Source organism: Streptomyces sp. NBC_01515, assembly GCF_045040345.1.
In the GTDB taxonomy this organism is placed as follows: Bacteria; Actinomycetota; Actinomycetes; order Streptomycetales; family Streptomycetaceae; genus Streptomyces.
In genome coordinates, this window is the sequence record NZ_CP109416.1 from 8,741,911 (window position 1) to 8,765,834 (window position 23,924).

The 23,924-nt window shown below is 70.2% G+C and carries 17 protein-coding genes; 10 read left to right on the forward strand and 7 right to left on the reverse strand.

Features of this window, described 5'->3' with window-relative positions:
* Positions 1-61: 61 nt before the first annotated feature.
* The 3 genes from OG407_RS39135 to OG407_RS39145 form a co-directional block, all read right to left on the reverse strand.
* A complete protein-coding gene (locus OG407_RS39135) occupies positions 62-2,158 on the reverse strand; it encodes a DUF4157 domain-containing protein (protein WP_405864677.1) in 2,097 nt (698 codons plus the stop codon).
* Positions 2,159-2,595: 437 nt separating this feature from the next.
* Complete coding sequence (locus tag OG407_RS39140) at positions 2,596-3,960, reverse strand: MFS transporter (protein WP_405864679.1); 1,365 nt, start codon at positions 3,958-3,960, stop codon at positions 2,596-2,598.
* Positions 3,961-4,030: 70 nt separating this feature from the next.
* A complete protein-coding gene (locus OG407_RS39145) occupies positions 4,031-5,386 on the reverse strand; it encodes a hypothetical protein (protein WP_405864681.1) in 1,356 nt (451 codons plus the stop codon).
* Positions 5,387-5,649: 263 nt separating this feature from the next.
* Here OG407_RS39145 and OG407_RS39150 point away from each other — a divergent pair, with 263 nt between their 5' ends.
* On the forward strand, positions 5,650-6,744 hold the full coding sequence (locus OG407_RS39150) for a LuxR C-terminal-related transcriptional regulator (protein WP_405864683.1): 1,095 nt from the start codon (positions 5,650-5,652) through the stop codon (positions 6,742-6,744).
* Positions 6,741-7,889: a GNAT family N-acetyltransferase gene (locus OG407_RS39155; protein WP_405864685.1), complete on the forward strand. Its 1,149-nt coding sequence runs from the start codon at positions 6,741-6,743 to the stop codon at positions 7,887-7,889. Before OG407_RS39150 ends, OG407_RS39155 begins: the two co-directional genes overlap by 4 nt.
* Here the strand turns inward: OG407_RS39155 and OG407_RS39160 are convergent.
* From OG407_RS39160 to OG407_RS39170, 3 genes are read right to left on the reverse strand one after another with little or no spacing between them, the layout of a single operon-like run.
* Positions 7,880-10,132, reverse strand: coding sequence for a xanthine dehydrogenase family protein molybdopterin-binding subunit (locus OG407_RS39160; protein ID WP_405864687.1), 2,253 nt, complete (start codon positions 10,130-10,132; stop codon positions 7,880-7,882). The two genes, OG407_RS39155 and OG407_RS39160, sit on opposite strands and share 10 nt — an antisense overlap.
* On the reverse strand, positions 10,129-10,677 hold the full coding sequence (locus OG407_RS39165; protein WP_405864689.1) for a (2Fe-2S)-binding protein: 549 nt from the start codon (positions 10,675-10,677) through the stop codon (positions 10,129-10,131). Before OG407_RS39165 ends, OG407_RS39160 begins: the two co-directional genes overlap by 4 nt.
* Entirely contained in the window at positions 10,640-11,533 is an 894-nt protein-coding gene (locus tag OG407_RS39170; RefSeq protein WP_405864691.1) for an FAD binding domain-containing protein, read from the reverse strand. Before OG407_RS39170 ends, OG407_RS39165 begins: the two co-directional genes overlap by 38 nt.
* A gap of 290 nt (positions 11,534-11,823) precedes the next feature.
* On the opposite strand from OG407_RS39170, the gene ribA reads away from it, so the two are divergent.
* Genes ribA through OG407_RS39205 form a run of 7 tightly spaced genes read left to right on the forward strand, consistent with a single transcriptional unit; the run spans position 11,824 to position 19,536 of the window.
* Complete coding sequence (ribA, locus tag OG407_RS39175; RefSeq protein ID WP_405864693.1) at positions 11,824-12,579, forward strand: GTP cyclohydrolase II RibA; 756 nt, start codon at positions 11,824-11,826, stop codon at positions 12,577-12,579.
* Entirely contained in the window at positions 12,576-14,276 is a 1,701-nt protein-coding gene (locus tag OG407_RS39180) for a WD40 repeat domain-containing protein (protein ID WP_405864695.1), read from the forward strand. The genes ribA and OG407_RS39180 overlap by 4 nt, the downstream gene beginning before the upstream one ends.
* Complete coding sequence (locus OG407_RS39185; RefSeq protein ID WP_405864697.1) at positions 14,266-15,255, forward strand: formylglycine-generating enzyme family protein; 990 nt, start codon at positions 14,266-14,268, stop codon at positions 15,253-15,255. Before OG407_RS39180 ends, OG407_RS39185 begins: the two co-directional genes overlap by 11 nt.
* Entirely contained in the window at positions 15,252-16,307 is a 1,056-nt protein-coding gene (locus OG407_RS39190; RefSeq protein ID WP_405864699.1) for a pyridoxal-phosphate dependent enzyme, read from the forward strand. Before OG407_RS39185 ends, OG407_RS39190 begins: the two co-directional genes overlap by 4 nt.
* Positions 16,308-16,310: 3 nt before the next feature.
* Positions 16,311-17,000 carry a serine O-acetyltransferase EpsC gene (gene epsC / locus OG407_RS39195; protein WP_405864700.1) on the forward strand — a complete coding sequence of 230 codons (690 nt, stop codon included), beginning with the start codon at positions 16,311-16,313 and terminating at the stop codon, positions 16,998-17,000.
* Positions 16,997-18,295 carry an acetyl-CoA carboxylase biotin carboxylase subunit family protein gene (locus tag OG407_RS39200; RefSeq protein ID WP_405864702.1) on the forward strand — a complete coding sequence of 433 codons (1,299 nt, stop codon included), beginning with the start codon at positions 16,997-16,999 and terminating at the stop codon, positions 18,293-18,295. Before epsC ends, OG407_RS39200 begins: the two co-directional genes overlap by 4 nt.
* Positions 18,292-19,536, forward strand: coding sequence for an NAD(P)H-dependent oxidoreductase (locus tag OG407_RS39205; RefSeq protein WP_405864704.1), 1,245 nt, complete (start codon positions 18,292-18,294; stop codon positions 19,534-19,536). Before OG407_RS39200 ends, OG407_RS39205 begins: the two co-directional genes overlap by 4 nt.
* A gap of 212 nt (positions 19,537-19,748) precedes the next feature.
* Here OG407_RS39205 and OG407_RS39210 read toward each other — a convergent pair whose 3' ends face one another.
* On the reverse strand, positions 19,749-21,467 hold the full coding sequence (locus OG407_RS39210; protein ID WP_405864706.1) for a hypothetical protein: 1,719 nt from the start codon (positions 21,465-21,467) through the stop codon (positions 19,749-19,751).
* Positions 21,468-22,094: 627 nt separating this feature from the next.
* Between OG407_RS39210 and OG407_RS39215 the strand changes: the two genes are divergently transcribed.
* Positions 22,095-23,771 carry a hypothetical protein gene (locus OG407_RS39215; RefSeq protein ID WP_405864708.1) on the forward strand — a complete coding sequence of 559 codons (1,677 nt, stop codon included), beginning with the start codon at positions 22,095-22,097 and terminating at the stop codon, positions 23,769-23,771.
* Positions 23,772-23,924: the final 153 nt, after the last annotated feature.

The following is a 23,924-nucleotide window of genomic DNA, read 5'->3' on the forward strand; positions in this document are numbered from 1 at the left end:
CTGTCACCCGCCCCGGCACGTTCTCCGGGCGGGTGACGACCGCGGGCGACGAACTGCCCGCTCACGAACCGGCGTTACTGCGCTTCCCGATCAAGTCCCGGTACAGCGCGGCGCGTTCCTGATCCGTCTCGGCCTTGGCCAGTTCGGCCTTCCAGACCTTCTCCAGCTCCTTCAGCTTCGTCACCCAGTCGCCGAACTGCTCCAGGTCCACGTGCCGTTGGCTCGCACTGAGAGGGGCATTGGCGCCGATCTTGTCGTCCTTGTGCCCGCCGAACTGGCTCACGGGGTTGTTGTTCTTCTCGCTGCTCGTGATGCCGTGCTGGTAGCCGTCGGGGGTCCTGCCGCCGGGCCCGGCGGTCTCCAGACCGACCTGAAGTCCCCCGTCCCGCTTGTCGGTCGGGGGCTTGTACCCCATGAACATGTGCCCGTACGACTCGTTCGGGAGGATGGTGTCGCCGTGGTAGTCGGTGTTGCCCATGCCTCCGGTGGCCACGGGAAGGCCGTAGAGGTGACTGTGGGGATCGAACCAGTTCTGCACGGTGGCACCGATCTCGCCCTTCTCCACGAAGCCGCCGCGCGTTCCGTCCGCCTGGTTGTCGCCGATCTCCAGGTGATGTGTGCCGAACCCGCGCCGGTACACCGGCTTCTCGGGCGCCGACCTGAGCTCCCAGGGCTTCCGGTTCTCCTTGGTGATGTGGAGCCACTGGGGCAGCTCGTATCCGTGCTGTCCGTCGGCGAGTTGGGGGATACGGATGTTCACGCGTCCGCCGTAGGCCAGCGCGTGGGCGACGTCGTCCTTGAAGTCCTCGTGCATGCCGGTCTCCGGGTTGAAGACCTGCAGCCCCTCCTTCAGGATCAGGAAGATCTTGGTCAGCACCTCGGTGCCGCGCTCGACCCGCTCCCGGTGCTTGCCGGCGTCCTGGACGTCGTCGCTGATACCGGGCGGGACCATGGTTTTCACGAAGGTCTCGAAGATCTGCTCGTTCCGTTCCCCCGTGAGCTGGTCCTTCTCGGACTGCGGGGTCCCCTCGGCGTGCATGGCCATGTGGCGGCCGAGCTGGTAGTCCGAGCGGGTGTGCTTGTCCGGCGACTTCCCCTGGCCGCGGCCCTCGACGTCCTGGTGCCAGCGCAGGGTGGCCACGAGGAGACGCTTGCCCTCGGGCTGCTGGAGCCAGTTGCGGAAATCGCCCGCCTTGATGTACTCCTCGGCTTCGGCGGTGGTGCAAATCCCCACGGTCTTCAGCCACTTGGGGTCCTCGGACGCCACGGCCCTGATCGCTTCGAGCTCCTGGTCCGTGAAGCTCGGGCCACCGCGCACCCGCCGGTGGATGACCGCCCGCACGTCCTTGTTCCGGATTTCCGCTTCACCGCCGACGAGCAGTCGCGCGAGCCGGGCGATGGCCGGGGGCGAGGCCGCGATCGGGGGTGAGGGCGAGGCCGGGGGCGGAGTCGTGCTCTGGGCCGGAGGTGTGGTCGACGGTCCGGGCCGGTCCGCCCGCTGGACCGGGAGGTCGCCGTCCACGCTGCGCTGCACCGCCCCACCGGGTAACGCGGCCCCGGGAAGCGACAGTTCGGGGTCCGCACCCCGGGCCAGCTTCCGGCCGTTGGCGCCGGCACTCCGCTCGAACGGGTCGTCCGGGTGGGAGACCTTCTCGCCCCGGCCGTTGTCGGTACCGGGCACGGGCCCCAGGGCCTGCTGGCGTACGTGGTCGACCTCTTCGTACATCACCTCGTCCTCGACGCGGTGGCCGCCGAGCACGATGTGCGAACCGGTGGTGTAGGCCAGGGCACCGAGTTCCTCGGCGGAACGCTGGGCGACGGGGTCGTCGTGCACGCGTACGTGACCGAAGTCCATGTCGTAGGCCTGCTCGGCCCGTTGAAGGATGCGGGGCTCCAGGGGGCGTCCCGGGGAGCCGACGGCGTCGACGACGGACGCCCGCCGCTGCACGGGGACGGCTCCCTCGGCGGTAGGTGCCTCGGGCCCGCTGTGCTGCTCGTCCCGGGCCCGCTGGATCGCCCGGGCCACTGCGGCGTTCCCGGCGGTCTGTTGGAGTGCGGCGAGCGGGGGAAGGGCGGCGGCGGGGCGAGCCGCTGTCCGCGACGCGGGGCGTCCGCCGGTGCGGTCACCGCTGGAGCGGTTCTCTCCCTGGGTCCGCATGTGCGGTTCCCCTTTGCTCGCCGGGTGCCCTTGCCTGTTGCGGGTGCTCTTCCCTCTTACCGGATGGGTGGTTGGGGGTGGGGAGTCCGTAGGGGCAGAGTCGGGGGCAGAGTCGGGGGCAGGGTTCGGAGGCTGACCGGGGCCCCGGTGCCAGGCCCGGGTGCGGCGGCGGCGCAGGGCGATGAAGAGGTTGTTCCGGAGATCGTTCCGGAGGATGTCGTGGTGGACGGGGTGGTGGTGCCGGAGTCGGCAGCGCCTCACGGCACGGCTACGCACACGCCTTCACGGTGACGCTGGTGCTGAACCTCGCACTGTCGCTCTTGGCCACCCTGTTCGTGCCCCCGCTGCGCAAGGCTGGCGCGGCCCAGGCGGCGGTGGCCGCCCAGTGCCCAGTGACCCGGGGGCCGGGGCCGGTCGTCGGGGGTGCGGGGGTGGGGTCAGTCGGCGGGTTCGCCGTCGAACTGCTGTTGCTCGATGCGGGCTTCGTCCGCCGCCGGGGTGGAGACGCCCGCTGTCGTGGGCTGTCGGTCGAGGCCGAGTACGAGGGGTACTGCCAGCAGGCTGATCGCGGTGAGGAACACCCAGGGCAGGAGTGCGCCGCCGTCGAGCAGCGAGGTGAGCAGCACCGGTGCGAGGGCGCCGCCGATCGACCAGGACAGCTGGTATACGGCCAGATAGCGGCCACGCAGGTGCTCGGGGGCCATCATCACGCTCAGCTCGCTGGTCGGAGGCGAGCTGAGGATCTCGGCCACGGTGTACAGGATCATCGCGATCAGCAGGCCGGCGATCACCGCCCAGCCGGGCAGTGCGAGCAGCGAGCCGAAGAGGACGAACGCCGCCGCGTTGACCAGCAGGGCCAGCACCAGTACCCGTACCGGGCTGCGGGTCTCGATCCAGCGGCTGGCGAGCGTCTGCAGCAACGCGACCATGGCCGTGTTCAGCACCACGAGCACGCCAACGATCCAGGCGCCGATGCCGAGATTGTCCGCCGCGTAGACGGCGAGCAACACCGTGATCACCATGGAGGCGAAGACGAAGGAGAGGTTCACCGCGACCAGCCGCAGGTACCGCGTGTCCCTCAGCACGGTGCGGTAGCCGCCGGGCGGCTGTTCCTCGGGGCTCTCGGCCGGCGCTGCGCGCTTCGCCTCGGCGGGGGCGGTGTCGGCCGTCTCGCTCGCGTCCCCCGCCGGCCGCCAGGTGAGGAAGAGCCATCCGGCGATGGCGAAGGTGACCGCGTTGGCCACCATGACCGCGCGCAGCCCGGCGACGGTTCCGATGCTCAGGGCCACTGCCGAGGCGGCGCCGCCGAAGCCGACCCCGACATTGCGCAGGGCACGGACGAACCCGAACCAGCGGGCCCGCTCGGTGCCCTGTGCGACCAGCACGGTGAGCGGGCTGCTGCCCATCCAGAAGGCGGTGGAGCCGAGCTGTACCACGAACTGCCACAGCACGATCTGCCAGATCGCGTGGGAGAACAGGAAACCCACGAATCCGGCCACCGAAATCCAGTTGCCCGCCGCGATCACGGCGCGCGGACCGTATTTGTCCAGCAGCGGCCCGACAAAGGGAGGCATCGGCAGGGCCAGCAGCCGGCCGGTGGTCAGGGCGGCGCCGACGGCGACCAGTGACAGCGGCGTCGTCTTCACGAAGAAGACGATCGTGAACGCCATCACCAGCCCGTTTCCCAGGCTGTCGATCAGGTTTGCCGTGACGAATCGGCCTTTTCCCGTGAGATCGGGCAGACCCCAGGTTGTCTGAATCCGCCGCCATGTCGTGGGCGCGGGGGAAGGCTGGGACATCATGGCCTCTCTTCCGTCCGACGACGTGGCGTCGGCGGCAATTTCGCTTTCGTCGGGCAGGCGGGCGGACGGTTCATTCCTGCAGATCGCCCTGATGGAAGACGCCTACGCTCCGCGCATTGGCATTCGCCTTGATCGTGATGATGCTGCCCGATCCGGCCGGTACCGCTTTGGCATACATTCCTGCATAACCCTGCGGGGTGTAGAACATTCCATAAGCGGCGTGCCATTCCTCGGTTTCCCCCGATAGCGGATCGACCACGAGCTCTGCCCTGGGAGTCACCCTCTGCTGAACCACGCAGCCCTCTTCCGCGCCGTTCTCCAGCGCCTTCCGCCATTCCGCTTCGGCTGTTTCCCAGCCCACCACGGCACCCACTCCGCCACCCCGTGCGTTGACCTTGAGGATCAACTCCTCGCGCCGCTGAAGGCATTCGTCGACGAGGTCGGTGTCGGCCGCCATCGCGTCCTTGCTGAGCAGCCGGGTCCAGGGCAGCATCCGGTCGACGAGCCGGCACTCGTCCTCGCTCAGGTTCCGCCGCCGCGCCGGGTCCGAAAGCAGTGCCATGCAGCTCTTGTTGCTGAACAGGTTGCTGGACAGCGGTGTCCAGAGCAGGGTCCCGCCCGCCCGGTGCGCACGCAGCAGTGGCTCGACCAGGTCCCAGCCGCCGGGCTCCTCGGCTATCTGAGCTGCGACGAAGCAGCGGTAGACCACATCGATCTTCGTGTCCCCGAGGTAGAGGGCGCCGTCCTGCTCGTGCACATCGGTGACCTCGGCCACCAGGAGGTCGAGCCCCGCCCACTTCAGCACGGACTGGAAGGTGTGCCAGGTGTCGCCGTAGTCCGCGAGGCCGCCCTGCCATTCCAGCAGGGCCACCACCGGCTCGCGGCCGGGTGCCACCGTCGCGCCGAACTGTCGCAGCGCCTCCACCGCGGCCCGCGCGGGATGGGTGTAGCCGAGCCGGTTCCGGCGCGCGAATTCGGCGAAGGCATCCTTCTCCAGCATCGCTCTGGGGATTTCGCCGGCGAGGCCCCAGCCGCCGACCTCGCTGCCCAGGCCGAACTCCAGAACTTTGAAATCAGTTCCGTCGTGGTACATATCCGCGCGGCCGTTATGGACCGGCGGCCCGTCGCCGAGCCGCCGCATCGCTGCCCAGCGGCCGTCGCTGATGCCCAGCACCGAACGGAAGGCGTCCAGATCTCCGTCGAACAGCCGCTCCGGCAAGGATGTGAGCATGTTGAGGAGATGGTGAAGGTTGTCGGCGAACTCGCGAACTTCCCGCTCGGCGACGAAGAGCGGCCTGGGCAGATGCTCGCCGCGCCACGGGGCGAGTGTCGGAAACTCGTTGACGTGCTGGGCGACCGCGGGCAGGTCGCTGCCCGCTGTGCGGAACTCCCGGTTGTACTGGGCAGTTACCGGCTCCGCCGACATGAATACCTCATTCCGCTTGGTGGTGGTCGCGCACTCGGTCCGCGTACGCAGTTTCCGCCCGAACCGCGGTCAGGTTCAAATACCGGTCAACTGCCGCGGGCAACACGGCACTTGTGTGTTAACACTAGATTACTTGAGGTCGTGAAGGGAATGGTTCTGCGACTATGCATGCACGGTTATGTTCGGCCATGTCACAAGAGCGACGAACGCCGGTGGAACGCATCCTGACGACGGGGGAGAGGGGGGCGGGCTCGCTCCTTTTGGTGGAGGGTCCTTCAGGGATCGGGAAGAGCCATCTGCTGAGAGCCCTGGCGGACGAGGCCCGGGACCGGGGCTTCCGGATCCCGCCCGCCCATGTCGTCACGGTTCCGGCTCTGCTGCGGATCTGGCTCGCGCAGGAGGACCGAAAGACGCCCGTCCTGGTCGCTGTCGACGATCTGCACAAGCTCGACGAAGAGCTGCCGTCCGGGCTTCCCCCGCTCGTCGCCGAGTTCACGTCGGCGCCCGTCGTATGGGCGCTGGCCCGGCGCACCGGTCGCGGCGGTCCCGAGGTGGAGCGGGTCTTCGCGCTGCCACCCAGCGAACCGTCGCTGCCCAACACCCGGGTGAGCCTGGGTCCGTTGTCCGAAAACACCATGCAGGCGCTCATCACCGCCCTGCTCGGCGCGCCCGCCTCCCCCAGGCTCGCCGCACTCGCCGCCACGGCGAGCGGCAACGCCCGGCTGCTCATCGAGTTGCTGCAGGGTCTACGCGAGGAGAACTCTCTCGCCGTCGTCGACGGGATGGCCGAGGTGACCTCCACCGGCCCGCCCGAACGGGTGCGCCGGGCGGTCCGGTTGCTGCTGGCCGAGGTCTCGCCGCGCTGCCGGCTGTTCATCCAGCTCGCCGCGCTCAGCGGGCGGGAGTTCGACCTGTGCGCGGTCGCCGAAGCCTTCGAGCAGCCCGCCGGGATGCTGCTGCCGTTGGTGGAGGAGGCCACCGACGTCGGTGTCATCAGCGGCGTCGGAGATCGGCTCGTTTTCACCCAACCGCTGTTCTGGCAGACGGTCCTGGACTCGCTGCCCGAACCGATGCGGGCGGGCCTGCCCTGCGAGCCCGCCCGTCCCCCCGGCCGTGCCAAGGACCTCTCCTGGCCGGCCAGCCTGGGGGAGACCGATCTGCTGATCGCCAACCTGGTCAGCCACGGCCTCACCAACAGTCAGATCGCCACCCGGATCAACCGGTCCCCGCACACGGTCAGTTACCACTTACGGAAAATGTTCGGCGCACTCGGCATCCGGTCGCGCAGCGAGCTCGCGGGCACGGTCCGGCAGAGACCAGCGGGCACGGTCCGGCAGAGACCACGGGAGTCGCCATGAGCGCCACGACGGACTGCTTCGCCGACGCCACGGGCGGGGTCCCGGCCGCCGAGTGGGACCGGCTCGCCGACGGCAGGTTCTACTCGTCGGCGCTGTGGCTGAGGCTGTGCGCCATGGCACCCGGGTCGGTCTCCGGCGGCGTGCGGGTGGTCACCTCCGGGGGCGGCCAGGCCGCGATCCCGGTGGCCGCGGTGCGCGACGAGCCCAACCCGCATCTGCGCTGGCACGACATGCTGACCGCACGCGGCCTGCCGAGCCCCGCACCCGAGGGCATCCTCGTCGGCCAGCGCCGGGGCTACCTGGCGCACGTCCTGGCCGGCGAGGGCGGTGACCCGACAGCGGCAGCCGCCGCGGTGCTCGACGCGGTGCGTGCGCTGCGGTCGCCGTTGCACGACGACCCGAAGATCGCCCGGGTGGCGATGTACCTGACCACCCCGGACGTCATCGCGCTGCGCGATGCGGGGGTGCGGACCGCGCCGGTGGCGCTGAAGACCGACGCCTGGATCGAGATACCGCCCGGCGGCTGGGACGCCTGGATGGAGTCGCTGTCACCGCACCGGGCCCGCCGGATCCGCAGCGAGGTACGGAAGTTCGAGAAGGCCGGATACGAGGTGCGGCACAGCACGCTCGCCGGGTCCTGGCGGGACGTCGCCCGGCTGCTGGCCCGGACGGAACTGCGCTACGGCAGGAGTGTGGACGTGGCTCCGATGGCCGAGTCCTTCCGCAGACAGGGCGAACTCGCCGGGTCGCGCGCCGAGGTGGTGCTGTGCTCACGCCCGGGGGAGCCGCCCATCGGGTTCTGCCTGTACTACCGCTGGGGCGACACCGTGTATCTGCGGGCGATCGGCTTCGACTACGACAAGCTCGGCTCCGCCGCCGAGTACTTCAACCTCACCTACTACATGCCGGCCCGGATCCCCGGAGTGCGCTGGCTGCACGCCGGCACCGAGACCGCCGAGGGCAAGGCGTTGCGTGGCGCGTCGCTGCGACCGCTGTGGCTGCTCGACCTGTCCGAGGACAGTCCGCTGGCCGGATACGACGAGGAGATCCGGCAGCACAACCGGTCCCTGCTGACCCGGCTGCGGGACTCCTCGCGCGCGGTCGCCGGCGCCCTGGAGGACGAACTCTGGGAGCCCTACTGCTGAGCGGGGTCCGGCAGGCCGGCCAGGAGGTGGTCGGGGCGGATCGGGACCCGGTCGAGGTCGATCCCGGTGGCGGCCCTGACCGCCGCGGCCACGGCGGGTGTCGCCGAGATCGACGGCAGCTCACCGATGCCGCGCAGACCGTACGGCGCATGCGGATCGGCCCGCTCCAGGATCTCCACCCGCACCGGCGGCACGTCCGCCATCGTGGGCAGCAGATAGCCGGCGAACGACGGATTGAGCACCCGCCCCCCGTCCAGCTCGATCTCCTCCAGCAGCGCCAGACCGACGCCCTGGACGGTGCCGCCCTGGAGCTGGCCGACGACGGCCGCCGGGTTGATCGCCCTGCCGACGTCCTGCGCGATGGCGAGGTCGATCACCTTCACCAGGCCCAGCTCCCGGTCGACCTCCACGACGGCCCGGTGCGCGGCGAAGCCGAACTGCATGCTGGAGTTCCCCTGCCCGGTCTCCCGGTCCAGGGGGAAGGTCTCGCGGTGGTGGAACTCCGCGGTCCGCTCGATCACCCGGCCGCCGAGCAACGCGGCCAGCCGGGCCACCGGCCGGCCCGAGTCGTCGACGACGGCACCCTCGTACAACTGCCAGGACGGTGACGGGAGTTGGGTGCCGGACTCGTGAAAGAGGGTGAGGATGTCCGCGCGGACCCGGCGGCAGGCCTCCAGGACCGCGCCACCGGTGACGTACGTCTGCCGGGAGGCCGAGCTGGGGCCGGCCGTGCCGAACCGGGAGTCCTCCTGGCGGACCTCGACCCGGTGGACGCCCAGTTCGGTGGCGACGATCTGGCGCTGGATGCCGATGACTCCCTGCCCGACCTCGGCCGCGGCCGAGGAGACCGTGGCCAGCAGCGCCCCGTCGACGACCTCAAGCCGTACGCGGGCCGTCGAGTAGTCGTCGAACCCCTCCGAGAAGCCGATGTTCTTCAGACAGGCCGCGTAGCCGACACCGCGGGCCACGTGGGCGGGCTGTGCGGGGTCGGCGGCGGGCAGCGGCAGCCCGCGCAGCCGTTCCAGCAGTTCGGCGACCGGCGCCGGGCTGTCGAGGACCTGGCCGGTCGGCAGGCTGCCGCCCTCCCGCAGCGCGTTGCGCTGCCGGAACTCCACCGGATGCATGCCGAGCGCCGTGGCGAGCCGGTCCATCTGGCTCTCGTAGGCGAAACATGGCTGTACGGTGCCGAATCCGCGCATCGCGCCACAAGGCGGGTTGTTCGTGTACACGGCGCGGGCGTCCACCTGGACGTGGGGAACGGTGTAGGGGCCGACGGCGTGGGTCGCCGCGTTGCCCGCTATCGCTGGTGAACTGGACGCGTAGGCCCCGCCGTCCAAGACGATCTCGGCCCTGACGTACAGGAGCCTGCCGTCGGAGGTGGCGCCGTGCTCGTAGTGCAGCCGCGCGGGATGGCGGTGGACATGGCCGAAGAACGACTCCGTGCGCGTGTAGACCATCTTGACCGGACGGTTCAGGCGCAGCGCCAGCAGGCAGGCGTGCACATGCAGCGACAGATCCTCGCGCGCGCCGAAGGCGCCGCCCACACCCACGTGTTTCAGCACCACCTTGTCCGGGGGCAGGCCGAGGCAGAGGGCCACCTGTTCCTGGTCGACGTGCAACCACTGGGTGGCGATGCGGAGTTCGACGCCGCCGTCACCGGTTGGGACCGCGAGGCCGGACTCGGTGCCCAGGAAGGCCTGGTCCTGCATGCCGAGGGAGTAACTGCCGCGGACCACGACATCGGCGGCGGGCAGTTCCCCGGACTGTGCGGCGCCGCGCCGGATGCGGGTGTGCGCGACCAGGTTGCCGTCCGGGTGCACGAGGTCGGAGGCCGCGTCGAGTGCCGTGGCGGCGTCGGTGACCGGTGACCGGACGTCGTAGTCGACGTGGACCAGTCCGGCCGCCGCGCGTGCCGTCTCCAGGTCGACGGCCGCGACGACCGCCACCGCCTCGCCGTGGTGGCGCACTCGGTCGGCCGCGAGCACGGGCTGGTCGACCTTCATCTGGCCGAACAGCTTGCGGCCCGGGATGTCGGCGTGGGTGATGACGTCGAGCACTCCGGGGAACTTCAGCGCGGCCGTCGTGTCGATGGAGCGGATCAGTGCGCTCGGGTGCGGGCTGCGCAGGGTCGCGGCCCACACCATGTCCTCGGCGGACAGGTCGGAGGAGTAGACGAAGGTTCCGCTCACCTTGGCCGGCCCGTCCGTCCGGGCCGGACTGGTGCCGATGCCCTGCGCGGTCACGGCCGCCCCACCTCCGGGGAAGCCGGGCCGGCCATGCGCTCGGCCGCGAGCAGGACCGCCTCGACGATCTGCTGGTAGCCCGTGCAGCGGCAGAGGTTGCCGGCCATCTCCCGGCGCACCTCCGCGTCGGAGGGACGGGGCAGCCGTTCCAGCAGGTCCGTGGCCGTCACCACCATGCCCGGGGTGCAGAAGCCGCACTGGACCGCGCCCGCGTCGAGGAACGCCTGCTGTACGGGGTGCAGCGCGCCGGAGGTTCCGGGGACCCGTGAGGCGCCGGACGTTTCGAGCGGTCCGGCCGTCTCGGAGGCCAGGCCCTCCACGGTCCGCACCGAGCAGCCGTCGGCCTGGGCCGAGAGGACCAGGCACGAGTTGACCAGGACGCCGTCGAGCCAGACCGCGCAGGAGCCGCATTCGCCCTGTTCGCAGGCGTTCTTCGGGCCGATCAGACCGAGCCGCTCGCGCAGCAGGAAGAGCAGGCTCTCGCCCGGCCCGTCCTCGTCGAGGCAGTCATGGGTCTTGCCGTTGACCGTCACGGTGATGTCCATCGTGTCCTTCCGCGAGGAACATGTCCCAGGCCTGGGTGAGGTTTCTGGCGGCGAGTACGGCGACGGCCCGGCGCCGGTAGCCGGCGTCGGCGCCCTCCCCGACCGGGGTGGTGGCGGTGGCGGCGAGCCGGCCGAACTCGGCGACGAGAGTCGCCGGAAGCGTCCCGGCGCCGTACAACACCCTTGATTCTTCGATCAGTCGCTCCGCGGCGCGGACCCGAACCGGAGCTGCCCCGTAGGCACCCACGGCCGCGCGGACCCGGCGCTGCCCGCGGTCGAGGGTCAGGGCGAAGGAGCACAGCGACTTCACCAGCCCCTGCCGGCGGCCGATCTTCTGGAACCGCTGCGGTCCGGCTGCCAGCGGCACCCGTACGGCCGTGATCAGCTCGTCCGCGCCGAGGACGGTCCCGCCCCCGTCGCGGTAGAAGCCGTCGGCGGGCACCCACCGGCTGCCCCGCACCGAACTCAGCTCGACGTCGGCGCCCGCGGCCAGCAGCATCGGATGCAGATCGCCCGCCGGGGAGGCCGTGCCGAGGCTGCCGCCGATCGTGCCCCGGTTGCGCACCTGGCGTGACCCGACGGAGCCGGCGGCCAGGGCGAGACCCGGCAGCTGGCGGTGCAAGCGCTCGGCGACCGTGGTGTGGCACACGCGGGGCCCGCAGTGGACCGAGTCCGGCCCGATGCGGTACCGCTCCGAGCCGGAGACCCTGCTCAGGTCGAGCAGCACCTCGGGTCTGAAGTGCCGCAGCTTCATCGCCACCATCACGTCCGTGCCGCCGGCGACGGGTGTGGCGCCCGGCAGTTCGGAGCGGGCGGCCAGCGCCTCGTGCCAGCTCTGCGGCCGTAGCACCTGCACGTGTTCCCCCTGGAGTCACGGCACCACCGGGTCCGTCACCGGACGGCCCTCACTCTGCACGGCGGGCTCGGCCGAATCCACGGACGGTACGGAGTTGGACCCTTCGAGTAGCCCCGCTACACGATCGCGTAGTGGCCCGTCCGGCGCCCCGGGTGCCAGGATTCCGAGGTGGGCGAGCCGATACAGAGTGGCTCATGCCCCGATGCGGGTGAGCCGGGCACGGTGACGGGGGCGGACGGACTGTCCGGCGCGCGGAGTTCCCACCGGTGCCCTCCCGAGAAGTATCGACGATGGGGGCAGAGGTGCGTCAACGCAACGAGGCCATACACACCAAAACCGACACAGAAACGAACATCGACGCGGACGTGGGCTCGGACGTGGGCTCGGAGACCCGGCCGGTCCGCACACCGGACGAGCCGCTGCCACCGGCCCGGATCCGCTCCTCCGTGTCGATCCCACTCCAGCTCGGGCCGGACCAGTTCGTGCCGACCGAGGTCGTCTCCTTCCACGGACTGGCCGATCAGGGCGAACACGTCGCGGTGGTGTTCGGCGATGCGCTGAAGCAGGACTGCCCGCTGGTACGGGTGCACTCGGAATGCCTCACCGGCGATGTCCTGGGCTCGGCGCGCTGCGACTGCGGGCCCCAACTCCGGGAGTCCATGGACCTGTTGAAGACCGGCGGCGGACTGCTGCTCTACCTGCGCCAGGAGGGCCGCGGGATAGGCCTCTACAACAAGCTGGAGGCGTATCTGCTGCAGGACGTCGGCATGGACACCTTCGCCGCCAACCGCGCGCTGAACTTCGGCGACGACCTGCGCGACTACCGGGTCGCCGCCCAGATGCTGGCGGCGCTCGGCACGCACCAGGTCGACATGCTCACCAACAACCCCGCCAAGGCCGCGGGGCTGAGCGAGCGCGGCATCGTGGTGCGGCGCAGATTGTCCACGGGCGTGCATGTGACGCAGGCCAACCGCCGCTATCTGATGGCGAAGATCGACCACGCCGGCCACGAGATCAACGTCGATGACGTCAGGAGCGCGAAGTGATCGAACACAAGAGTCCCATCAGCGGCATCGCGACCTACGGCGACCGGTACGTGGCGACCGCCGGCTACGACAACCAGGTCATCCTCTGGGACCAGGCAGGGGCGAACGCCCTCACCCGCGTCGTCCACGACCACCTGGCCAACCAGTGCAGCTTCAGCCCCGACGGCACCCTGCTGGTGACGTCCTCCAGCGACTACACCGCGCGACTGTGGTCGATACCGGACCTCCGGCTGCGCGCCGTGCTCAACGACCACGACGACGACGTCGAGATGTCCACCTTCCACCCCGGCCGGGAACTCGTCGCGACCGCGTCCCGCGACCACGGGGTCAGGGTGTACGACTTCGACGGGCACCTCGTGCACCGCTTCGACGGGCACACCGCCGACGTGATCTCCGTCGAATGGGCCGGTGACGGTGACGAGTTGATCAGCTCCAGCGACGACGGCACGGTACGACGCTGGTCGCTGGCCACCGGCGGCCTCGTCGCCACGATCGACCTCGGCGGAGTCGAGACCGACACCATCTCCATCGGCACCGACGGCACCCTCTACGCCGGCAACGACGACGGCGAGATCGTGGTCATCCGGGGTGCCGACCCGCACGCCGTGCCCGCTCACGCCGCCGGCATCAAACGACTGGTGCTGGACAGCTCGCGCGAGCTGATGGTGAGCCTCAGCTACGACCGGAACATGCTCCTGTGGGACACCTCCGGCGGTGAGCTCACGCAGGTGGACAAGGCCGACATCCCCGACGACGTCTGGCCGCGCTCCTGTGCCTTCGGCGCCCGGCAGACGCTGGTGTTCGGCACCTTCGGCACCACCTACCGCACGTACGACTACGGCTCCCGGCAGTGGCTGCCCTCCGAGGTCGCCCCCACCCTCGGGATGAACGCCGCCTGCGCGTACGACGGCAGCGTCCTCGGCGTCGGCGACGCCGGCATCGTCATGCGCGACGGCATGCCCGTCACCGAACTGGGCAGCCTCTGCAACTTCCTGACACCGGTGGGCCTCCTGGTCGTCACCAGCGGCCAGCTCGGCAAGGTCATGGACGCGCTCGGCGGACGCGTGCTGCACCAGCACAAGTCCCCGCTCAACTGCGCCGCCCCCTTCGTCCGGGACGGCGCCCCGCACCTCGTCGTCGGCGCCTACACCGGCGAGGGGCTCGTCTTCCGCCTGACGGAGGACGGCGGGCTCCGTCACATCGAGGACGTCAAGCTGCACGACAACGCCGTCAAGGGCGTCGCCGCCTCCGACGACCACATCTTCTCGGTGTGCGCCGACACCAGCGTGGCCTGGCACGACATCCGGACCCTCGAACTCGTCCACCGCCTGGACGGCGCCCACGACCGGATCGCCAACGGCTGCGTCGCGCTGTCCGGCGGCCACTTCGCCAGCATCGGCCGCGACCTCAAACTCCGCCTGTGGGCACCGGACTTCAGCTGCGAGACGATCGACACCCCGCACTCGCACTCGATCAAGTGCGTCGCCGCGGACGGCACCGGCCGCATGATCGCGACCGGCTCCTATCACGGCCAGGTCGCCGTCTTCGACCGCGAACGCGGCACCTGGGGGCCGACCCTGCGGCCGACGACCTCCGGAATCTCCTCGCTGTCGTACGACACCGGACGCGGCCTCTTCCTGGCGAGCTCCTACGACGGCCGGGTCTACGAGATACCGGGGGCGCCGGATGAGCGCTGACGCACTCCCCGCGGTGCACAACCCCAACGAGCTCTCCGACCGGGACGCCATGGGCCTGCCCGGCCGACTGGTCGAGCGCCTGCCGCACGACCTCTTCGCCGGACACACCGACCTGTTCACCGCTCCCGTCGAGCGGCTCGCCGCTGTCTGCGCCGATCCCGCGGAGACCTTCGAGCGCCGTTACGCGGCCGGCAGCGTGCTCGGACTGCGCGGCGACCCGCGCATCCGTACCGACGATCCGGAGCTGGTCGACGTACCGGCCGGAAAGGCCGAACTCGGCCTCCCGGAGGACGAGGTGGCGTCCGTGGTGGCGCGATGGGCGCGCGTCGGAGTGCTGGACTCCTGGATACGCAAGGAGTGCCCGCGCCACCGGGTGGACATCGACGCCTTCCGGATCATGCGCTACCCGGTGACCAACCTGGAGTACCGGGCCTTCCTCGCCGACACCGGCTCCACGGCCCTCCCCACGTCGTGGCGGTTCGGTGGATACCCCCTGACCCGGGCCAACCATCCGGTGTGGACGGTACGGCCCGAGGACGCCGACGCGTACGCCGAGTGGCTGTCGGCGCGTACCGGCCGTCACTTCGCGCTGCCGACCGAGGCGGAGTGGGAGTACGCGGCCGGCGGCGGCGACGGCCGGGAGTTCCCGTGGCCGGGCGGCTTCCTCGGCGACCACGCCAACACCGTCGAGGAGGGCCCGCTGACCACCACTCCGGTCGGCGTCTACCCGGCCGGACGCACCCCGTTCGGTGCCGAGGACATGGCCGGAAACGTCGAGGAGTACGTCGCCGACGACTACCGTCCCTACGAAGACGGAGAGCCGGTCGACGACGACCTGTTCACCCGGCAGGGCAGCTATCGCATCGCACGAGGAGGCAGCTTCACCCGCTTCGGAGACCTCGCCCGGTGCGCGCGCAGACACGGCTGGTTCAACCGCTCGATCTATGCGATCGGCTTCCGATTGGTGGAGCGCTCATGACGGTCCCGTCGACCACTACCGATCCCACCGCGCCCCCGGACGACCAGCTGCAGCGGCCGTTCACCGCGCTCGCGCCCGAGGACGTGCTGGACTTCGGCGACGTCCACAAGCGGTATCCGGCGATGGCCGATTTCCACGCACGGCTCGGCGGCACCTCGCTGCGTGAGGTGCCCTCCGAGCAGGGTGGCGCACGGATTCTCGCCAAGTGCGAATGGGAGAACCCCAACGGCTCGGTGAAGGACCGCACGGCCTACGCCCTGATGGCCGACGCGCTCCGCACACACGGCGACCGGCCGCCCGAGGAACTGCGCCTGCTGGTGTACTCGGGTGGGAAGCTGGCCTCGGCGATGTCCTTGCTCGGTCAGCGGACCGGCGTACGGACCCGGTTCGTGCTGATGTCGAGCAGCCCGCCCAGTCTGCTCGAAAAGCTCCGTGAGCGGGGGGCCGAGGTGGATCTGGTGCCCGCCGGGGGCGGTTTCCTCCAGACCATCAGGGCCTCTCAGCGCATCGCCGCGGCCGAACCGGACTGGACCGCGGTCTTCCAGCACAGCAACCCGGTCAATGTCGCCATCCACCAGCGGACCACTGGCGGCGAGATCCTCTCCGACCTGGGCGACGCACGCCCGGCCGCCTGGCTCGCCTCCATCGGCAGCGGCGGCACCTTCGTCGGCGTACTGCGGGCGCTGCGCGGCAGGTTCCCGGACATCCGCGCGATCGGTGTGACACCGCAGGAAGCTCCGTACGCGAACCCGGGACGCCCCGGCGGAAAGCCGACGTACGAGGGATCGGGCGGCCACGGATACGGCATCCGGCAGCCGTTCGTGAAAGCACACGACGACCTGATCGAGGGCCACCGTCACGTGACGCTCCCTCGGGCACTGCGGGGCATGGGGGAGTTCTTCGACCTGACCGGGCTGCGGATCGGCAGCTCGGCGGCGGCGAACTGGCTGGCGGCCAAGGAAGTCGCCGCCGAACTGCCCCCCGACGCCGTGGTGGTCACGGTGTTCGCGTGCGCCGGAAACCCCGAGCAGTGGTCGGAACTGGGGCGGTGAGCCATGAAGCGCTTCGCGCGAATCCGTGAGGACATCGCGGTGGTCGTCGAGCGCGACCCCGCGGTCTCCTCCACGGCGGAGGCGATCCTGTCGCCGCACCTCATCGCGCTGTGGGCGCACCGCATCTCCCACGTGGCGTACCGCGGCGACCACCGGCTGCTCGCCAGACTGATCTTCCTGACCGGTCGGCTGCTGTCCGGCGGCATCGAGATCCATCCCGGTGCGCGGATCGGCAGAAGGCTGTTCATCGACCACGGCTGCGGCACGGTGATCGGCGAGACGGCGGTGATCGGCGACGATGTCACGCTGTACCACCAGGTGACGCTCGGCGCGCTGGGGTGGTGGCGCGACAAACGGCGGCCGCCGGGCCAGCGGCGGCATCCCGAGGTGGGGTCGCGGGTGGTGATCGGCGCGAACTCGGTACTGCTGGGGCCGCTGCGGGTCGGCGACGACGCCCGGATCGGTGCGCAGGCGTTCGTCACGGACGATGTGCCGGCCGGCGCGGTCGTCGTCGCGAAGCGCAGCGAGGTCATCATGCCGGGCGGACGCAATGGTGCCGTCAGCCAGAACGGTGCCGGTCAGGATGGCGCCGGTCACGATGGTGCCGGCCAAAGCAGCGCCGGCCAGAACGGCGTAAATCAGAACGGTGGCCGACTCGTCACCTCGACACGAGAGCCGGAGAAGGAGAAGTGACCACGGTGCAGGAGCCTGCCCTCATCATCATGACCTCGCTCAAGATGATCATCCGCAATCTCCGACTCGTTGAGTACGCAAGGGAGTTGGGGGTGACTCCCGTCCTGCTGTTCACCCGGGGCGGGGACGAGGAGCGGCTCCGCGAACTCATGGCGGACCCCGGACATCCGCTGTCCGCAGTCGGCGACCTCTGCCCGGTCCCGGATCCGTCACCGGCGAGCACCATCGCCGGAGTACAGCCGCTGCTGCGGCGCTACGACGTACGCGGAGCCCTCTCGTGTGGTGAGTACTACGTCGAGGCGGCCGGTGCGCTGACCCATCTGCTCGGTCTGCCCGGGTCGGGCTGGCCGGCCGCCGCCATCAGCCGCAACAAGATGTTCCAGCGCACCGCGCTGCCCGACGTCTCGCCGAGGTGGCAGGCGATCCATCCCGAGCAGCGTGACGGCCTGAGCCTGTCCGCGGAGGGCTGGCCGGGCCCTGTCGTACTGAAGCCGGTCAGCCGGATGAGCAGTTCCGGCGTACGGGAGCTGAGCTCGGTCGACGGGCTGGCCGAGGTGGTCGCCGGCTATCCGGAGCACGAGACCTTGCTGGTCGAGGAGCGGGTGGTCGGCCCCGAGTACTCGGTGGAGAGCCTGGTCCAGCACGGTGAGCCCGTCTGGTCGGGCATCACCGAGAAGCTCACCAACGAGGCCAACGGGTCGACCTTCGTGGAGATCGGGCACACCGTGCCGGCGCCCGAGTCGTCACCCGCGCAGTTCGCCGAGCTGTCCCGGGTGCATGCCGAGGTGCTGCGCCGGCTCGACTTCCGTGACGGCATCGCGCACGCCGAGTACCGCATCGCCGACGAACGGGTGGTCCTGATGGAGGTGGCGTTCCGCATCCCGGGAGACGGCATCGCCGCGCTGTGGGGACTGGCCACCGGCAGCTCGATGGAGGAGCGCCTTGTCGACATCGCACTGGGCCGGCCGACCCGCTACCCGCTACCCGGCCGCCGGGTCCGGCATCTGTTCCTCGACCATCCGTACGGAGTCCTGGTCGATGTCCGCAGCAAGGGCACCGAGGTGAGCTGGACGACCTCCGGTGAGCGCTGGCCCGAGCTCATCCCCACCGGTCCCGACGCCGGGCCACGCTGCTGTGCCGTACTGACGGCCAGGGAGCCGGGTGACCGGCTGAGCGCCATCGTCGACTCCGGCGAGCGCTCGGTGTCGGTGATCGTCGACGCGCCCCTCGGCACGGACATCCACCTGGTGGCCGAGCGCGCCGCCGAGGACGTCGAGATCGTCGTCGCGCCGTGAGCGGTGGCGCCCTGACCGGTCGTGCCCCGACCGGAGCGAACGTCGCGGTCATCTACCACTCCCGGAAGGGCACGGTGCGCTCCCTCGCGGCCGCGGTGGCGTCCGGTGCCGAGGCCGCGGGCGCGAGCGTCAGACTGCGCAGCGTCCGCGAAGAGGCCGACGGTCCGGGAGCGGAACCGGCGGACCTGACCGACCTGGTGTGGGCGGACGCCGTCGTGTGGGGCACACCGACGCACTACGGCAACGTGTCCGCGCCGCTCAAGGAGTTCATCGACTCCACGGGCCCGGCCGGCCTGTGGTCCGCGGGCAGTCTGGCCAATCTCGCGGTCTCCGCTCTGACCAGCTCGACGAGCCTCAACGGTGGCCAGGAGGGCACCCTGCTCAGCCTGCACCGGACCATGTACCACTGGGGCGCGCTGGTCACGTCCGTCGGCGCCTCGGGGGACTCCGCCGACGACTGGCACGACACCGGCGGCAACCCCTACGGCCTCTCGGTGTGCGCCGACCCACGAGGCAGGATCAGCGCATCGGCGGAGGCGGCGGCGCGGACCCTCGGCGCGAGGATGACCGGCCTCGCTGCCCGCGTCCGCCCCCTCCGCCCTTCCCGGGCCCGGCCGTCGCGCCCTCGTGCCGGTGGCGCGCAGAGGCTTCTGATCGTGCTCCAGCAGGGCGACCACAGACTCCGCGGACTGGCGGACGCGCTGGCCGTCGGCGCCGCCGAGGAGGGCGCCGAGATCAGGCTCCGGCATGTGGACGGCGACGAGACCAGGCTCCGTCACGTGGACGGCGACGAGGTAACGCCGGCCGATGTGGAATGGGCGGACGGAATCGCCTGGGGGATGCGGTCCCGCACCGGCGTGCTCCCTTCTCCGCTGGCCGCCTTCATCGAGCGGACCCAACGCGAACTGCCGGGTCCCGGCTACCGGGGCAAGGCCGTGACGGCGTTCGGCACGACCCTGAACGCGCACGCGGGCGGCGAATCCACGTTGCTGTCCGCGTACACGGCGATGCACCAGTGGGATGCGGTCGTCCTGGCCCCCGGCTACACCGACCCCGTCGTGAACGCCGCCGGTGGCAACCCGTACGGCACGCTCCACCACGCCGGCAACGGCCCGTCCGAGCGGAGCGCCGTCGCGGCGGCTCACTACCAGGGCCGCCGCTTCGCCATCGCCACGGCCGCACTGGCCACCCCGCCGCGCACTCCTCATGACCGGCCGCGGCCGGCGCTCGGGTCCGGATGAGCCGTGTAGGGGACGGCGCAGTAGGTGAAGGCGTTGGACGACGGCCCGTCACAGGTGCCTGAAGCAGATCGTGTTGTCGCGCGCCTCGGCGATCATGTGCACCGCACGACGGCGGAGCTCAAGCGGGTAACGGGTAACGGGTAGGTCGAACCATGACTCGATCCTTTCGTGAAATCGAGTCCCCATTCGAGCCGGGGCGGTTCCGTGTCCGGTCAGGCGCTCTCTTCCGAGTCTCCTGGTTCGGGCCACGGGAAGCCGAGTGCCTCGGCGTGCGAGCGGCTGCCTCCCCTGACCTGTGCGTAGGTCTTCGGGTCCTGCTCGGCGAGTTGCCGCAGTGCCGTAGAAGCCCGATTCTCGGGAGGTGTGCCGTCGTCGGGGAGACTCCAGACGAACTGCAGCCAGGGGCCGTCCTTGTCCTGCTGCCCGGCGGCAAGGCCCGGCCAGTACGTGAAGGAGACCATGGTCGAGTCCTGGTCGTGGAAGCCGGTGCCGATCCAGCCGGCCTGGCCGTCCCATCGGGTGAGGAGATCGGGTTGTTCGCGTAGCCCCGCGGCTATCGAGCGGGCGGTGTTTCGAGCCGGCCAGGACCAGGACCGGTCGTTCTCCGCGCGCTCGATCTCGGCGTCGTAGTCGCCCGCATCGAAGCGGTACTCGGGGAGTTCCGCGCGGGGTTGCCGCGTCGGCGGGCGACGCCAGTCACGCCACACCACCTGGTCACCATCCCTGCGGATGGTCACGTAGAGCGCGCCGCAGCAGCCCTCGGTGCAGTACGCCTCGGCGAGCTGCACCTCTCGGGGCTCGGCCGTGGCCCGCAGGCGACCGCTGTCGAGAAGGTACTCGGGGGAGTTGGCCGAACCCTTGTCGAATGCTTCGGGTATCAGGGGCCGGCCGTCGATCAACACCCGTGCCTCGACCGTGTCGAGGTCTGCCGGGTCCCGCACGGTGGCCTCCACCCGGAACCGGGAGACCGTCACGTGATCGAAAGGCTGCCGTGCCGCGCGCCGTATCCAATGAACCCGGCGGCGTTCGGCGGGTTCTTCGGGCTCGCTCTCCGCGACGGCTGTCCAGGACGGGTTGCTCAGGACGGCTTCGAGGGCGCGCAGGCGGGCTTCCCGCTGTCCCGGCTGCCAGTCGAGGAGCACGCTGGGGCCACTGTGCAGGTCCAGGGCGACGGACAGCAGGATGGCGTAGTGGTCCAGCGTCGGGGGCAGTTGGGAGGCGTGTGCGACGAACGCGTTGTAGGTGGTGGTGGCCTGTGGGTAGTTGAGGATCTCGGGCTGGTAGTCGCGCAGTCCTGTCATGCGGGAGAGGAGACGTCCGGCCTGGGCCACGACCTGGGTGTCGATCCGCTCCTCGCTGAGAATGTCGGCGAGTTGGACGGCTTCGGCAATCCTGCGGGCGGTGGAAGGTCCGACAGCACCCGAGTCGAGAGGGGCGTTGAGCAGCCATGTGCGGGCCTCGTGGTCATCGCGTGCGGCGATCGCGTCGATCAGGTGGCGCAGGGCACGGCTCTCGGCGTGGTCGGCCAGCCATACCAGGGCTGCTGTCGGGCAGTCGAGGGCGGTGAGCGCGCCGACCACGGGACGGGCGAGAACCCTCAGCAGGCCGAGAACCTTGAGGTAGGGCACGTCCTCCGGCTCACCGAGGCGAGCCAGGAGCGCGATGCCGACGTTCACTGCCAGTGTGCTGGTGCCGGTGCGTGTCAGACGGCGGCCGAGCGCACGGGCTGCCGCTGGCTCTTCCAGAGGCAGATCGGCCAGCGCAGCCTGGACATGACGATCCCGAATGCCCAGCGTGTGCAGCCTGCGGTGGATCTCGTCGGCGGCGCGGACCGTGTCCGGATCGGCCAGCAGGGGAGCGAGGGTCTCCCGCACACCTGTTTCGGCCTCGCGCCAGCCCAGCGCTGCGCGCCTTTGTGGCGAGTCGGGCAACGGGCAGCCACCGTGAGGCAGTCGACCGTCGGGCTTCGACTGGTACAGGCGCAGCGCGTATGCGTAAAGGGAGGGCCCAGGGGCGGGGATTCCACCGCCTGCCTGGGCGCTCATCGGGTGGGGTAGGACTCGATTCCGTAGGTCATGCTGCGGATCCTGTCACCGCTGGTTGGTCGATGGCCAGGGGTTTTAGCCGGTCAGGGACGGACCTGAAGGACGGTCTCGGGAACAGCCAACCGATCACGCTGCAGGGGGCCTGCTCGCCAACAAGCTCTACTGCACCCGCGACAGTGGCCTCCTCCCTGTCGCCGACCGACGCCGCCGCGAAGGGCGACAACCCAGTTGTCAGCCAACTCGACTGACCTGCAAGGGGCGTTCAGGCGCTCGACCAGGGTGTTCCTGGTCGAGCGCCCGTCCGCTCGGCGTTGAGGAGCTGTCAGGTAGCAAGCCGCCCGTACGACGCTCCCCAGTACCGCGCTGTCAGAGCACGTCACTAAAGTTCTCGATCAGCTGGCCTGCGAACCCCCGAAAGAACGGCGGACTCCGCAGGTTCGCGACTTGGCACAGCCCTTCTGCTCGATCCTCACACGCACTCTCGTATTCGGCCGATTCCCTGGGGGGACCATCTTGAGACGCAGCACCTTCTTGGCGGCAGCCACGGCGACCGCCCTGTCCGCCACCCTGTTCACGGGTCTTTCCCCGGCCCGGGCGGACAACGCCACCGGCGGACCTGTCCTGTCCGACGCGGACGGCTGGGACGAGCCGGGGCTGGTCTTCGTGACCGCGCACTCCGACAGTCCCCTCACGCACATCACGGCGCACTTCTACCCGCTGGACGCACCGGAGGGGGACCCGGAGGCCGGATCGACCGAGGACTTCACCCAGTACACCGGGCAGGACGCGACGTCAGGTGTCTGGCGGGCGCCGGTCCACCTGGCCGATCTCGGCGACTACCGGGTGACCGTCGACCTTGAGGACGCCTCCGGCGCCATCGTCACCGGCGCCCTCTCCCCGCACACCCTGCGGTACCAGACCCTGGTCAGGATCCCCGAACTGACCGCCACGCCCGCTGTGCCGGACTACCTCCACCAGCAGGTCTCCGTCAGCGGCACCGCCGTCGCCACGGACCCCCGACACCCGGACACCCCCACCCCTGCCGTCGGCGTACCCGTCGACATCGAGACCGGGCGCGGCCGGGTGAACGCGACCACCACGGCCGACGGCCGTTTCACCGCCGCCTTCGTCCCCGTCCAGACGTCCATCGACCTGACGGCCGCACCCGGGGCCTCCGTCAACTACCCGGGCGCGATCGACCTGTTGAGCCCCAAGCAGTACCTGCACACCACGCAGGCACCGGTCCGCTTCACCGCGAGCACGCACACCCTGAACCTGAAGCAGGGCGCCACCGGCACCGTCACCGGCCGCGCCGAGATCCAGACCACCGCCGGCTGGCAACCGCTGCCGAACACCACGATCAGCCTTGCCGGGCTCGACGCCCGCAACCTTCCCTCCTTCGAAGTCGGCGAGACCACCACCGACAGCCACGGCTCCTACACGCTGCACGTCTCCTCCTACAACGCCGCCCCGGCCGCCGAACTCATAGCCGGCACCGACTACATGCCCTTCCAGCAGGTCGCCACCGAGCCCTTCAGCCTCCACGTCGCGTACACCACCCACCTCGACATGAGCGCGGACCTCACCGACACCTCGTCCCTCAAGGTCTCCGGCTACGTCTACTACGAAGACGCACGCGCCCACTGGCCCGCCAGGCCCACCATCACCCTGCAGTACTCCAAGGACGGCAAGAGCGGCTGGAAGAACGCCAGCACCATCCCCATCACGATCCGGCACAACAAGCCCCTGTTCGAGGAGGACTTCGCCCGCACCCTCACCACGACGAACACCAACGCCTACTGGCGCGCCCGCTTCGACGGCAATCCGGACCTGGCGACCAACACCACCAAGCCCGTGCACCTCTACCGCTACGCCACCCGCATCATCGGCTTCCACGCCTCAGCGAACCCGGTCCGCAAGAACCAGGCGTTCAGTTTCGCCGGCACCCTCCAGTACAAGAACGGCACCACCTGGAAGCCGCTCTACGGCGGTTCCCCGACCCTCTACTTCAAGCCCCGTGGCTCCACCACATACCGCTACGTCACCGAACTGGGCACCGACAGGCACGGCCACCTCATCGGCATGGAGACCGCCAAACAGGACGGCACCTGGGCCATCGCCCTCAGCCGCCAGACCGGAGACCACTACCTCAGAAGCGCCCAGGTCACCGACTACGTCGATGTCCGATGAACTCCCGCTGATACCTCTCCCCGTACGTTTGGTGGGCGACGAGTTTGACGTCGGTATCGGGCAGTGTGTCTTCCATCCGCGCGCGCGGACAGTGCGGCAGGGAGCGCGAACGGGCAGGAAGCGACTCAAGAACGCGCTGCCCACACCCCTTGG

What these genes read in the sequence shown, in the direction of transcription:
- OG407_RS39190 (WP_405864699.1), top strand. Translation starts at nt 15,252, where the DNA reads ATGACGGTCCCGTCGACCACTACCGATCCCACCGCGCCCCCGGACGAC.
- OG407_RS39145 (WP_405864681.1), bottom strand. Translation starts at nt 5,386, where the DNA reads ATGTCGGCGGAGCCGGTAACTGCCCAGTACAACCGGGAGTTCCGCACA.
- OG407_RS39165 (WP_405864689.1), bottom strand. Translation starts at nt 10,677, where the DNA reads ATGGACATCACCGTGACGGTCAACGGCAAGACCCATGACTGCCTCGAC.
- OG407_RS39140 (WP_405864679.1), bottom strand. Translation starts at nt 3,960, where the DNA reads ATGATGTCCCAGCCTTCCCCCGCGCCCACGACATGGCGGCGGATTCAG.
- epsC (WP_405864700.1), top strand. Translation starts at nt 16,311, where the DNA reads ATGAAGCGCTTCGCGCGAATCCGTGAGGACATCGCGGTGGTCGTCGAG.
- OG407_RS39185 (WP_405864697.1), top strand. Translation starts at nt 14,266, where the DNA reads ATGAGCGCTGACGCACTCCCCGCGGTGCACAACCCCAACGAGCTCTCC.
- OG407_RS39155 (WP_405864685.1), top strand. Translation starts at nt 6,741, where the DNA reads ATGAGCGCCACGACGGACTGCTTCGCCGACGCCACGGGCGGGGTCCCG.
- ribA (WP_405864693.1), top strand. Translation starts at nt 11,824, where the DNA reads ATGGGGGCAGAGGTGCGTCAACGCAACGAGGCCATACACACCAAAACC.
- OG407_RS39135 (WP_405864677.1), bottom strand. Translation starts at nt 2,158, where the DNA reads ATGCGGACCCAGGGAGAGAACCGCTCCAGCGGTGACCGCACCGGCGGA.